Source organism: Streptomyces cahuitamycinicus, assembly GCF_002891435.1.
Classification (GTDB): domain Bacteria; phylum Actinomycetota; class Actinomycetes; order Streptomycetales; family Streptomycetaceae; genus Streptomyces; species Streptomyces cahuitamycinicus.
Genome location: NZ_POUC01000256.1, coordinates 1 through 11692, shown reverse-complemented (window position 1 = coordinate 11692; position 11692 = coordinate 1). Strand labels below are relative to the sequence as shown.

12 protein-coding genes, 1 tRNA gene and 1 riboswitch are annotated in these 11692 nt (G+C 72.0%); of the genes, 5 read left to right on the top strand and 8 right to left on the bottom strand.

All coding sequences use genetic code 11. From position 1 onward, the window contains the following. Positions 1 to 30 precede the first annotated feature (30 nt). Together trmB and C1J00_RS28085 are read left to right on the top strand one after the other, a co-directional pair. Positions 31 to 924, top strand: a complete 894-nt coding sequence (trmB, locus tag C1J00_RS28090) for a tRNA (guanosine(46)-N7)-methyltransferase TrmB (protein ID WP_102911805.1) — start codon at positions 31 to 33, stop codon at positions 922 to 924. 59 nt (positions 925 to 983) lie between these two features. Continuing rightward, positions 984 to 2330: a PrsW family intramembrane metalloprotease gene (locus tag C1J00_RS28085; RefSeq protein WP_102911804.1), complete on the top strand. Its 1347-nt coding sequence runs from the start codon at positions 984 to 986 to the stop codon at positions 2328 to 2330. Positions 2331 to 2346: 16 nt separating this feature from the next. On the opposite strand, the gene C1J00_RS28080 is transcribed toward C1J00_RS28085, so the two are convergent. From C1J00_RS28080 to C1J00_RS28065, 4 genes are all read right to left on the bottom strand, one after another. Beyond that, the gene (locus C1J00_RS28080; RefSeq protein WP_102911803.1) at positions 2347 to 3291 is read right to left on the bottom strand and encodes an aldo/keto reductase; all 945 of its coding nucleotides are present in this window, start codon (positions 3289 to 3291) and stop codon (positions 2347 to 2349) included. Between the two features lie 187 nt (positions 3292 to 3478). Continuing rightward, positions 3479 to 4519, bottom strand: coding sequence for a M23 family metallopeptidase (locus C1J00_RS28075; protein ID WP_102911802.1), 1041 nt, complete (start codon positions 4517 to 4519; stop codon positions 3479 to 3481). An 11-nt stretch (positions 4520 to 4530) separates the two neighbouring features. After that, a riboswitch (cyclic di-AMP (ydaO/yuaA leader) is annotated at positions 4531 to 4687 on the bottom strand. Between the two features lie 288 nt (positions 4688 to 4975). Continuing rightward, positions 4976 to 5049: transfer RNA gene (locus tag C1J00_RS28070), tRNA-Met, on the bottom strand. A 65-nt stretch (positions 5050 to 5114) separates the two neighbouring features. Further along, positions 5115 to 6245, bottom strand: a complete 1131-nt coding sequence (locus C1J00_RS28065) for a dihydrofolate reductase family protein (RefSeq protein ID WP_102911801.1) — start codon at positions 6243 to 6245, stop codon at positions 5115 to 5117. Between the two features lie 88 nt (positions 6246 to 6333). On the opposite strand from C1J00_RS28065, the gene C1J00_RS28060 reads away from it, so the two are divergent. The 3 genes from C1J00_RS28060 to C1J00_RS28050 all read left to right on the top strand — a co-directional run bounded on the left by C1J00_RS28060 (position 6334) and on the right by C1J00_RS28050 (position 8282). Further along, positions 6334 to 6849: a MarR family winged helix-turn-helix transcriptional regulator gene (locus C1J00_RS28060; protein WP_102911800.1), complete on the top strand. Its 516-nt coding sequence runs from the start codon at positions 6334 to 6336 to the stop codon at positions 6847 to 6849. A gap of 166 nt (positions 6850 to 7015) precedes the next feature. Further along, positions 7016 to 7657, top strand: a complete 642-nt coding sequence (locus C1J00_RS28055) for a GTP cyclohydrolase II (protein ID WP_102911799.1) — start codon at positions 7016 to 7018, stop codon at positions 7655 to 7657. A 118-nt stretch (positions 7658 to 7775) separates the two neighbouring features. Next, on the top strand, positions 7776 to 8282 hold the full coding sequence (locus tag C1J00_RS28050) for a MarR family winged helix-turn-helix transcriptional regulator (RefSeq protein WP_102911798.1): 507 nt from the start codon (positions 7776 to 7778) through the stop codon (positions 8280 to 8282). A gap of 445 nt (positions 8283 to 8727) precedes the next feature. Here the strand turns inward: C1J00_RS28050 and C1J00_RS28045 are convergent, their stop codons facing one another. Genes C1J00_RS28045 through C1J00_RS28030 form a run of 4 tightly spaced genes read right to left on the bottom strand, consistent with a single transcriptional unit; the run spans position 8728 to position 11562 of the window. Further along, the gene (locus C1J00_RS28045; protein ID WP_102911797.1) at positions 8728 to 9798 is read right to left on the bottom strand and encodes an ATP-binding SpoIIE family protein phosphatase; all 1071 of its coding nucleotides are present in this window, start codon (positions 9796 to 9798) and stop codon (positions 8728 to 8730) included. Further along, positions 9798 to 10241: an anti-sigma regulatory factor gene (locus C1J00_RS28040; RefSeq protein ID WP_102911796.1), complete on the bottom strand. Its 444-nt coding sequence runs from the start codon at positions 10239 to 10241 to the stop codon at positions 9798 to 9800. Before C1J00_RS28040 ends, C1J00_RS28045 begins: the two co-directional genes overlap by 1 nt. Beyond that, on the bottom strand, positions 10241 to 10654 hold the full coding sequence (locus C1J00_RS28035) for an STAS domain-containing protein (protein WP_180989723.1): 414 nt from the start codon (positions 10652 to 10654) through the stop codon (positions 10241 to 10243). The genes C1J00_RS28040 and C1J00_RS28035 overlap by 1 nt, the downstream gene beginning before the upstream one ends. Then, positions 10651 to 11562, bottom strand: coding sequence for an STAS domain-containing protein (locus tag C1J00_RS28030; protein ID WP_439333441.1), 912 nt, complete (start codon positions 11560 to 11562; stop codon positions 10651 to 10653). The genes C1J00_RS28035 and C1J00_RS28030 overlap by 4 nt, the downstream gene beginning before the upstream one ends. Positions 11563 to 11692 lie beyond the last annotated feature (130 nt).

Below are 11692 nucleotides of genomic sequence, written 5' to 3'. Positions count from 1 at the left end.
CCACACCCCAGCCGTAAAATAAGAGGCACTGTGTCTGGCTCCGCAAACACCCCCGAAACCCCGAACCCGAGCCCGCACCCGCACCCGCACCCGCTCACGAGCCCGCACCCGGGCCCGGGTCCGCACCCGCACGCCCCCGGTGTCTCCGTCCGGAGCACCCGGGCCAAGGGAGAGCCGCGCTTTCCCGACGGGCCCAAGGCCGACCCCGCCGGGTCGCACTTCGAGCGGCGGATCCGGAGTTTCCAGCCGCGGCGCAGCCGGGTCACCGCCGGTCAGGCGGACGCGTTGCAGCGGCTGTGGCCCAAGTGGGGCCTCGACATCGACGGCAGCCGCACCCTCGACCTGCCGGAGCTGTTCGGCAACGACAACCCCGTCGTCCTCGAGATCGGCTTCGGCATGGGCGAGGCCACCGCCCAGATGGCCGCCGCCGACCCCGCCACGAACATCCTCGCGGTCGACGTGCACACCCCCGGCCAGGGCAATCTCCTCAATCTCGCCGACCACAACGGCCTGTCCAACATCCGGGTCGGCAACGGCGACGCGATCATCCTCCTGCGCGAGATGCTCGCCCCGGACTCCCTCAGCGGCCTCCGCGTCTACTTCCCCGACCCCTGGCCGAAGAAGCGGCACCACAAGCGCAGGATCATCCAGCCCGACTTCCTCACCCTGGCCGCCACCCGCCTCGGGCCGGGCGCGATCGTCCACTGCGCCACCGACTGGGAGCCGTACGCCGAGCAGATGCTCGACGTCCTCACGGCCCACCCCGACTTCGAGAACACGCAGGCGGACGGCGGTTTCGCGCCTCGTCCCGACTTCCGTCCGCTGACCCGTTTCGAGGGCCAGGGACTGGACAAGGGACATGTCGTGAACGACCTCCTCTTCCGTCGCGTACAGCACGTGGACCAGTCCCCCGCCGGCGCCTGACCACCCCTGGCACCTCTTCCGCCTGCGGACAGCGCCCATCCGTCGTTAGGGTCAATGCCGTGGCCACCAGCCCCCCACATCCGTCGTATCCCAGCGGTCCGAGCGAGGGCGCCCCCCTCACGGGCCCGGGCACGGCCGGCTCCCTGCGGCACGCCCACTGGTGGCAGCGCGCCTGGGTGCGCTACGGCGCGCTGAGCACGCTCCTCGCGATATCCGGCCTCGTCATCCTCGCCCTGGTCCGCGAGGAGACCGGCACGGAGGGCTTCCTGGTCGGGCTGGGGCTGGCCGTCCTGCCGGTGCCCCTGCTGATAGCCGCGTTCCGCTGGCTGGACCGGGTGGAACCCGGCCCCTGGCGGAACCTGCTGTTCTGCTTCGCCTGGGGCGCCTGCGCGGCGGCGCTGATAGCGATCGTCGCCAACAGCTTCGCGACGAGATGGATAGCGACGGCGACGGCGGACCCGTCCAGCGCGGACACCCTGGGCGCCACCGTGATAGCCCCGGTGGTCGAGGAGTCGGCCAAGGCGGCAGCCGTCCTCCTGGTCTTCCTCTTCCGGCGGCGGGACTTCACCGGCATAGTCGACGGGGTCGTCATAGCCGGCGTGACGGCCACCGGCTTCGCCTTCACGGAGAACATCCTCTACCTGGGCACGGCCTTCGGCACCGACCAGCTCACCGGCGACACCGGCGTCGCCTCCGTCACGGCGGCCACCTTCTTCGTGCGCATCGTCATGTCGCCGTTCGCCCACCCGCTGTTCACGGTCCTCACCGGCATCGGCTTCGGCGTCTCCGCGCTCTCGGCGGACCGCCGGCATCTGCGCCGCGTCGCCTTCCCGCTCGGCGGGCTGCTCCTCGCGATGGGCATGCACGCGATGTGGAACGGCTCGTCGGCGTTCGGCGAGTACGGGTTCTTCGCCGTGTACGCGGCGTTCATGGTGCCCATCTTCGGGCTGCTGACGTGGCTGGTGATCTGGACCCGGCAGCGGGAGCTGAAGACCGTACGGGCGGAGCTGCCCGCCTACGCCTCGGCCGGCTGGCTGACCCCTGCCGAGCCGTACGCGCTCGGCTCGATGCGGGCCCGGCGGATCGCCCGCCAGTACGCCCGCCGTCACGTGGGCAGGGCGGCGGCGCGGGAGGTGGCGCGGTACGAGGCGTACGCGACGTCCCTGGCGTTCCTGCGGCACCGGGCCCGGCGGGGCCGCGCCGGGCCCGGCTTCGCCGTACGGGAGCGGGAACTGCTCGGCCAACTGTGGCGGCGCCGGGAGGTGGCCCGACCCGCGCTGGACCACGCGGCGCGGATCACCGCCCCTCCGGTCCCGGTGTCGGCCCCGCCCTGGCCGGTGTACGGGGTGTACGGGTACGGCCCACAGCCGACGCCGTACCCCGCGTACAACCCGTACCGCTCTTAGCTGACTGTCGTGTCCATCAGGCCGAAGCCTGCGTGAGCCGCCCGATCTCGGTCTCCGACAGCGTCAGCTCGCCGACGCCGGTCAGTGCGGGCAGCTGCTCCACCGTCCGCGCTGAGGCGATCGGCGCCACCACCGTCGGCTGGGCGGCGAGCCAGGCCAGAGCCACCGTGGCCACGGGCACGTCGTGCGCCCCGGCGATGTCGTCGAGGGCGGCGAGCACCCGTCGCCCCCGCTCGGTCTCCAGGTGCTTGGCCGCGCTCCCCGCCCGCGCGCTCTCGACCGCCGCACCGGCCCGGTACTTGCCCGTGAGGAAGCCGGACGCGAGGGCGAAGTACGGCACGGCGGCCAGGCCGGCCCGCTCGGCGAGATCCTGGAGCTCACCCTCGTAGGTGTCGCGGGAGACCAGGTTGTAGTGGGGCTGAAGGGCCACGTACCGGGCGAGCCCTTCGCGGTCGGAGAACTCCAGGGACGCCCGCAGCCGCTCGGCGGAGATGTTGGAGGCGGCGATGTGCCGCACCTTGCCGGCCTTCACGAGGGTGTCGAGCGCGCCGATGATCTCCTCGACGGGCACGTCGGGCTGGTCGAAGTGCGTGTAGTACAGGTCGATGTAGTCGGTGCCGAGGCGCCGCAGGGAGGCGTCGGCGGCTGCCGTGATGGTGGGGGCGGACAGGCCGCGGAACTCGGGGTGCTGGCTGACCTTGGTGGCGACGACGACGTCCGCCCGGTTGCCGCGGGACTTCAGCCACTTGCCGAGCACGGTCTCGGACTCACCGCCCTGATTGCCCTCGACCCAGGCCGAGTAGGAGTCGGCGGTGTCGACGAAGTTGCCGCCGACGGCGGTGTAGGCGTCGAGGACGGCGAACGACTGGGCCTCGTCGGCGGTCCAGCCGAAGACGTTGCCGCCGAGGGCGAGCGGGAAGACGTCGAGGCCGGAAGGGCCGAGCTTGCGCAGAGAAGTCATACCGTACGTCAACGCCCTTACCGAAGCGGCCCATTCCACGGGGGACGCAAAGACCCTGTGAACACTCCTGCCGCGGCACGACGTTCCGGCACGCGCTCCGGCCCTGCCGTGCACGCCGGGCATCCGGCAGCCCTGACGTCGGGGGGTCGTCGTCAGGGCCGCCGGTGCTGCAACGGGTGGGTACGGCTTACGGGTTCAGTCCCTTGCCCCGCAGCCACGCCATCGGGTCGATGCCGCTCGTGGAGCCGCCGGAGTGGACCTCCAGGTGAAGGTGGGCCCCGGTGACGTTGCCGGTGGCGCCCACACGGCCGATGACCTCGCCCGTGCTGACCTTCTGGCCGACGCTGACGCCGATGGAGGACTGGTGGGCGTACCAGATCTCGGTGCCGTCATCGAGGGTGAGGACGGTCTTGTAGCCGTACGAGCCGTTCCAGCCGGCCTCGGTGATGGTGCCGCTGTGCACGGCCTTGATCGGCGTGCCCGTGGGGGCGGCGAAGTCCAGGCCCGTGTGGTAGCCGGAGGACCAGTAGGCGCCGGCCTGGCCGAAGCTGGAGGTGATGGTGTACGAGGAGGTCGGCAGGGTGAACTGCTTGGCCAGGGCTGCGAGACGCTCGGCCTCGGCCTTCTTCCTGGCCTCCTCCTCCGCCTTCTTCTTGGCCTCGGCGGCCTTGTCCTTGGCTTCCTTCTCCGCCTTGGCGACCGCTTCCGAGGCGGCCTTCTGGGCGGCGGCCGCGGCGTCCTCGGCGGCCTTGGTCTCGATCTGGTCCTGCTGGTGCTCGACCTGGGCCATGATCCGGGCGCGCAGTGCCTCGCCGGCACCGGCGCCGGAGGTGCCCTTGGTCTGCTCGGTGGCGGCCGCGGCGGTGCCGAGGCTGCTGAGCGGAGTGGCGGAACCTTCGGGGGTGTCGTCGTCCGAGATGAGGGAACCCACCGAGGGCAGGTCCGGGACGGAGATGGACACCGGGGGCTTGCCGGTCTGGGCGCTGGCCATGCCGCCGGCACCCACGGCGGCTATGACGCCGACGCCCAGGACGGTGGAGCTGCGGGCGAGGCCTCCGCCGCGCTGCTTGGTGACACGATGCCGGCCACGGACGGGACGGATGGACTCCTCGGTGGGGTTCCACTCCTGGAACGGGCCCTCTTCGGTGGCCTGATCGCCGTAGCCGAAGGTGTCGGTGTCGCGCTTCGGCGCGAGCGGGGCCGCGGGGGCAGGCCGGTTGGACGCCACGTGGGCGTGCTCCTTTCCTTCCTTCTCGCCTACCGGGTTAGCTGACGGGTTCGGAGCAGGAAGGTCTCCTACGCGCGTATACCGGCCGTGCTTCCACGGTGGTATACGCCCGATTCACCCCAAGTGGTGGTTCCCCGGTTCCCTTTCGGGATTCGGCGCGTGCGCACGGAGCCGCCTTCTGTGACGGCTGGGACGACCGCGCTGCGTTATCGAACGTTAATAGACGCGCGAGGGGTATTCCAGCGATTCCGCTTGATCATTAACCTTTTTCGCGCGGACTTACCTGCCATGACCGGAGTAAATCGGGCGAGTTGACCGCTTCGCAAGTGACTGAGGAGTTTTGACGGTGCGTCAGTTTCAGCGCGGAACGGGGTGGTTCACTCACCGAGCGTAATGAGGTGCGGGGGAAATGACCGAGGGCCGGAATCCTTTTGGATTCCGGCCCTCGGCCTTCAGTAGCGGGGACAGGATTTGAACCTGCGACCTCTGGGTTATGAGCCCAGCGAGCTACCGAGCTGCTCCACCCCGCGTCGTTGTGTCTCCAGTGTACGCCATCCGCGGGACCACTCGTGCACACCCACCGATCGGCCCGTGCTCAGCCCGGCAGGTGGCGGTTCGGGGCCTTGGCCCGCTCCTCGTGCTCCGGGAGGACGACGACCTCCACTCCCCCGGCCGCCAGGAGGCCGCTGCCGTCGGCGTCCGTCACGAAGGTGCCGGGCTCACGCCAGGCCGTGACCACTCGCCGCACGCCGGCGTCGAGGATCAGCCGGGCGCAGGGTGCGGGGCGGGAGGCGCGGCGGGCGCACGGCTCCAGGCTGCTGTACACCGTCGCGCCGGGCAGGCGCGGGTCGGCGGGGTCGAGCTTCGCCAGGGCCGCCTCCTCGGCGTGCACGACCGGGTCGCCCGCCTCGCGGGAGTGGCCGCGGGCCAGTTCCGTGCCGTCGGCCGCGACCACGACGGCGCCCACGCTGAACGCCGTGTCCGACGGCGGGCAGCGATCGGCCAGTTCGCAGGCCAGGGCCAGCCAGTGGTGGTCGGCGGCGGCGGGCAGGGCGCCGGTGCCCGGCGCGGTCGGCTGGTAGCGCATGAGGACCACGTCCTCGATCCGCCGCGACTCCAGCAGCCGGAGCCGGCCGCCCTGGTAGCCGCCGGGGCCGAAGAGGCGGGGCGCCCCCGGGTCGCCCACGAAGAGGGGCGCGAGGACCAGCTGGAGTTCGTCGGCCAGGCCCTGGGTGAGGAGCTGGGTGTGGATCAGGCCGCCGCCCTCGACCATGAGCCGCCGTACGCCCCGGACGTCGTGCAGGTGTGTGAGCAGCCGCCGCCAGTCGAGGTCGGCGCCGAGCGGGACGACGTCGGTGGCGAGGCCGAGGGCGCGGGCGCGTTCGGCGCCCCGGTCCGTCGTGTAGAGGACCTTCTCGCCGCCGGTGTGCCAGAAGCGGGCGTCCGGGTCGAGGTCGCCGGAGCCGCTGACCGTGACCTTCACGGGGTACTCCGGCTTTCCGGCGGCCCGGCGGGCGGCCCGGCGTTCCTCCGAGTTCACCAGGAGCCGCGGGTTGTCCGCGCGGACGGTGCCGGCGCCGATCAGGATGGCGTCGACACCGGCCCGGACCTCGTCGACCCGGTCGAAGTCGGCCGGGCTCGACAGGAGCAGGCGGTCGGGTCCGGTGTCGTCCAGGTAGCCGTCGAGGGAGACGGCGGCGGACAGCAGGACGTACGGGTGAGGCATCGACGCTCCGCGGCTGGTCGGGACGGCGGGACCGACAGGGCCCCGAGGCGGGCTTGGTTCAAGTTTTAAACAAACCTACACTGGGGGCATGACGACTCGCTGGCTCACCCCCGAGGAGCAACGCGCCTGGCGCGCCTACGTCGCCGCCTCGCTGCTCCTGGAGGACGCGATCGACCGGCAGCTCCAGCAGGACGCCGGCATGCCGCACCTGTACTACTCCATCCTGTCCGTCCTGTCGGAGTCCCCTGAGCGGCGGTTGCGGATGACCGATCTCGCCGAGCGGCTGAAGATCACACGCAGTCGGCTGACGTACGCGGTGACGCGGCTGGAGAAGGACGGCCTGCTGCGGCGTGAGGCCTGCCGGTACGACAAGCGGGGCAGCATCGCCGCGCTGACGGACGAGGGGTTCACCGTGCTGGAACGGGCGGCGCCCGGGCATGTCGACACCGTGCGGAGCTTCCTGTTCGACCGGCTCAGCGAGGAGCAGGTGGGGCAGCTGGAGGAGATCACCGCGGCGATCGCCCAGGGCCTCCAGGAGGACGGGACGAGGACGGCGGCGGACGACGTGCCGTGGCGCCGGAGGTCTTCACCGGCTTGTTCGTGACGTGCATCACACCGGGCTGGATTCTCGCCGGTCTCGTTGCTTCAAATTTGAAGCATGAGTAGGGTTCCGGATGTGGATCTGCTTCAAATCTAAAGCAGTGTGACTGTTTCAAATCTTTAGCAGTACGGCTGTGCAGCCGAACAGGAAACGGACCCGGAGGCCCCGCATGCCCGACACCCCCGCCGTCATCGCCACCCCGCGCTCCCGCGTCCGGGTCCCGCTGCGCTTCCACGACGGTTATGAGGCCGACGCCGAGCTCGTCACCTTCCACGGGCTGGCCGACGGCCAGGAGCACGTGGCCATGATCCTCGGCGAGCCCGGCCCGGCCCCGCTGGTGCGGCTGCACTCCGAGTGCCTGACCGGGGACGTGTTCGGCTCCGCCCGCTGCGACTGCGGCCCGCAGCTGCGCGAGGCGGTCGAGAGCATCGCCGAGCGCGGCGGCGTACTCCTGTACCTCCGCCAGGAGGGCCGCGGGATCGGCCTCTACAACAAGCTCGACGCGTACGCCCTTCAGGACGAGGGGCTCGACACGTACGAGGCGAACGCGGCGCTGGGACTGCCGGAGGACGCCCGCGACTACACGGCCGCGGCCCAGATGCTCCGGGCCCTGGGCATCGGCGAACTGGACCTGCTCTCCAACAACCCCGACAAGGCGAGTCAGTTGCGGTCCCTGGGCGTCGACGTCCGCGACCGGATCCCCACAGGGGTCTTCACCACCGCACACAACGTCCGCTACCTGCGCGCCAAGGTCCTCCGGACCAAGCACACGCTGCCGCTCGCCGCGCTGACGGAGCTCAGCGCCGGCTGAGTCGCCCCCGGTCAGGCCGGGAACCGAACCGGGCTGCTTGCCCCTCGGTTCATCGGGTACAGCCTTGGGAAGAGGGCGACCTCTTCAGTACCCGGAGCTTTATGGAAGTGACCGTTTCGTGACCGATCTCGGCGGCCCCGGCGACCACCGGGCGAGGCGACCGGGCGATGGCCCGGAGACCGTCGCATCGCAGATCGCCGATGCCGTGGAGAGTCTGACGGCGCTGTGGTCGGTCGCCGCGCAGGAAGCGTCCCTGCGCCTCTCCCTGCACCAGCTGCGGGCGCTGCGCACCGTGCAGACGGCGCCGGGTCTGAATCTGACGGCCCTGGCGGACGGCCTGGCCATCGGCCTCCCCACGGCCAGCCGCCTCTGCGACCGCCTGGCGGCGGCCGGCCTGCTGGAACGCGCCCAGCACCCCGACACCCGCCGCGAGGTGCAACTGTGGCTCACGCCACACGGACAGCGCGTCCTGTGCGACGTCGCCGACCGCCGCGCCCAGGCCCTGACGGCAGCACTGGCGGCCATGCAACCGGCCGAACGGGCAGCCCTGAGCAGAGGATTGCGAGGCTTCCTGACGGCCCGGGCCACGCTGCCGCCCGACACCGACAGGCCCGAGAGCCGGTGAGGCACCGGCCGGGCCACGCTGATCAGCCCGGGCGGGCGGACGCCCTCGCCCGGCAGGGCGGGGCAGGCGGGCAGGCGGGCAGGCGGGGCAGCGTCAGCCGGGTGGACAGGCGGGCCACCGGTCAGCCCGGATTGGGCGGACGGCCGCACAGGCCAACCCAACCGACGCGCAAGGGCAGCCCCGGAGGCGGACGGACCCGACCACGCCAGGCAGCCCCGGAGGCGGACAAACCACCGGTCGCCCCGAGCGAAGCGAAAACCACCGGCCGATACGAGCGAGGCGGAGGCCACAGGCAGACGGTCACAGCGACCGATCCGACCTAAGCGAAAACCACCGGCCGATCCAAGCCAGGCGGACGGTCACAGCAGCCAATCCGAGCCGGCAGACGGTCACAGCCGCCGATCCGAGCGAAGCGGACACGGCACCCCGTGCGCAGATGATGCCCTCAGGCCCCCGAGCCGTGGCGGCTCACGTCGCCGGCGGCCAGGACCGCCACGCACGTGTCGTCCCGCGTCGGCCGGGCCGCGCTCCCCGCGTCCCGGAGCACCACCGCGGCCGCCACCGCCGGGTCGCAGCCGGGCAGTACGCCGTCGTCGGGCGGCGTCCAGCGGCTCGGCAGGCCGTCGCTGTGGAGGACCAGCAGGCTGTCCGCATGCCAGGGAAGACGCTGCACGGGCACGGACGTCGGCGCCTGTGCGCCCACGATGCCCGGGTGGGACAGCAGCGGCTTCCACGCGCCGTCGCTCCGTAGCCGGGCGCCGACGTTGCCGATCCCGGCGAAGCTCAACTGCTCTTCCCACAGATTCAGTTGGGCAACGGCGACGGCCGCGCCCCGGGTGGGACGCAGGGTCCGGCCCAGCCTCCGAAGGATCTCGGCGGGCGGCAGCTCCGCCAGGCCGCGCAGCTCCTTCACCGCCGTGGTCGAGGCCTCGGCCGCCTTCGGCCCGTGCCCCAGCCCGTCGGCGAGCAGCAGGGTCAGACGGTCGCCGGCGCGCACCCGGCCCCAGGCATCCCCCGAATGCTCGGCCCGGCCCAGGGGGACATTGACGCCCCCGGCGCGCGGACCCGGCGGCGGAGGCCCCTGGTTGCGGGCAGTGGGCTCGTGCCCGATCCGGGCCATCACGACGGTGCCCCGGCCGGGCGCGCTGTGCAGGTCGAAGTCGTTCGCTATGCGCCGGCACGTGCCGAGCCCGGCTCCGAGCGAGGCGGCGACGGTCGTGGTGTAGCCGTCGCGCATCGCCGCTGCGACGTCCGGGATGCCGGGACCGTGGTCGAGCGAGACGAGCTGGACGGCCACCCGGCGGGCGTCGTCGTCCGCACGCTCGACGAGGTTGATCAGCACGCGCCCGCCGTCCGCGTGCCGCAGCAGATTGGTCGCCAGCTCCGTCGCCACGAGCGCGGCGGTCGCGGTGCGGTTCGGGGACAGGCCGGCGCAGGCGCTGGCCTCCTCGGTCGCCACCCGTACGTCCCGCACCCGGGTCGAGTCGTCCACCGGCACGTCCCAGACCCTGCTCATCACGGCACCGTCCGGGAGGGCGGTACGACCGTGGCCCAGGCGGTGACGGTGACGGTGGTCCCCTCACCTGGCCGGCTGTCCACCTCGAACTCCTGCACCAGCCGCTTGGCCCCGCTCAGGCCCAGCCCGAGCCCGCCGCCGCTGGTGTAACCGTCGGTCAGGGCCTGGTCCAGGTCACGGATGCCGGGCCCGGTGTCGACGAAGTCCAGCCGCAGGCCGTGCGACTGGCCGGCGTCCAACGGGGTGATCCTCACATGACCGCCCCCGCCGTGGACGAGGGTGTTGCGGGCCAGCTCGCTCGCCGCGGTGACGATCTTGGTCTGCTGCACCAACCCGAAGCCGAGCTCGGCAGCGGTCTGCCGGACCTGCTGCCGCACCCACGCCAGATCGGCGTCCGAGCCGATCGGCAGGGTGGCCGGACCGGCATGGCGGGAAGCCTGCATCACGGACTCCCCTCGCCCCGGCGCGTGGTCACGCCCAGCAGCTCCATCGCCCGTTCGACGTCCAGGGCCGTCCGCAGGCCGGGCAGGGTGAGCCCCAGCTCGACCAGCGTGATCGCCACCGCGGGGCGCATCCCGGCCAGTACCGTACGAGCCGCCAGCAGCTTGGCTCCGGCGGCGATCTCGGCGAGAACCCGGCCCAGGAACGAGTCGACGATCTCCACTCCGGAGATGTCGATCACGACGCCGCTCACCCGGCTCTGCGAGATCCGGGCCGTGATGTCCTGCTGGAGCTGCTCGGCCATCCCGTCGTGCAGCTCCCCCTGGAGGGTGACCAGCAGGACGTCGCCCAGCTGGAGGACCGGCACGGTGAAGCCGTGTCCGCCCAGGGGCCCGTGGCCCGCCGGCCCGCTCACCGCGTGCCCGCGTCCGCCGCCGCACCGGCCGCCCTCAGCGGTGCGATCTCGACGCCCTGCCGGCTGAGCGCGTAGGCGAGCGCGTCCTCCAGGCTCGAACGGGTGAGCACCGTGCCGAGGTCGATGCCCAGGTGGACGATGGTCTGCGCGATCGCGGGCCGGATGCCGGAGACGATGCACTCGGCGCCCATCAGCCGGGCCGCCGCCACGGTCTTCATCAGGTGCTGGGCGACCAGCGAGTCGACCGTGGGGACGCCGGTGATGTCGAGGATGGCGTACCGGGCGCGCTCGGCGACGATCGCGTCCAGCAGGCTCTCCATGACCACCTGGCTGCGCGCACTGTCCAGGGTGCCGATCAGCGGCACGGCGACGGTGCTCTCCCACAGCTTGATCACCGGCGTGGCCACCTCGTGCAGCTGCTCGCGCTGCCGGGCGATCAACTCCTCGCCCGCGCTGACCGCCGTCTCCATCACGACCAGGCGCAGCGTGCCCATGAGCACCGTCAGCGCCAGCACGACTTCCTGGGCCTCGGGGGCGCACGGCTCGGGGAACTCGGCGCGCAGCAGCTCGGTCACCGGCACGCGCAGCGCGGCCACCTCGTCGGCAACTCCGTCCGGGTCGATGCCCGTACGGGCGCGGGAGGCCGCCATGCGCCCCAACTGGTCGCGCACGGCCTCGAATCCGGAAGCCCGGATGTCGTCCAGCCGCCCCGATGCCGACACCGCCGCCAGCGCCGCGGTCACGGCCCTGCCCGCCTCCACGGCCTCGTCGCGCGACACGGTGAAGACGGTGCGGAACAACGCCGCGTCCGCCCAGCGTTGGGCGATCTGCTCCCGGCGCCGTTCCAGAAAGGCACTCAGCCGGAGAGCGGCCGGCTCCTGTTCCGTGTTCTCTTCCGACACCGACACTTGCATCGCTCCCTTGCACGGGCCGGACCGAGGTCACATGACGGCACCTCAGCCATTACTTGCCGTATGACAAACATTAGTGCCGACGTACGGCACCACCAAACAACTGCCCACCGGCGCCCCCCACCGG

What these genes read in the sequence shown, in the direction of transcription:
- C1J00_RS28060 (WP_102911800.1), top strand. Translation starts at nt 6,334, where the DNA reads ATGACGACTCGCTGGCTCACCCCCGAGGAGCAACGCGCCTGGCGCGCC.
- C1J00_RS28080 (WP_102911803.1), bottom strand. Translation starts at nt 3,291, where the DNA reads ATGACTTCTCTGCGCAAGCTCGGCCCTTCCGGCCTCGACGTCTTCCCG.
- C1J00_RS28065 (WP_102911801.1), bottom strand. Translation starts at nt 6,245, where the DNA reads ATGCCTCACCCGTACGTCCTGCTGTCCGCCGCCGTCTCCCTCGACGGC.
- C1J00_RS28040 (WP_102911796.1), bottom strand. Translation starts at nt 10,241, where the DNA reads ATGCAGGCTTCCCGCCATGCCGGTCCGGCCACCCTGCCGATCGGCTCG.
- C1J00_RS28055 (WP_102911799.1), top strand. Translation starts at nt 7,016, where the DNA reads ATGCCCGACACCCCCGCCGTCATCGCCACCCCGCGCTCCCGCGTCCGG.
- C1J00_RS28045 (WP_102911797.1), bottom strand. Translation starts at nt 9,798, where the DNA reads ATGAGCAGGGTCTGGGACGTGCCGGTGGACGACTCGACCCGGGTGCGG.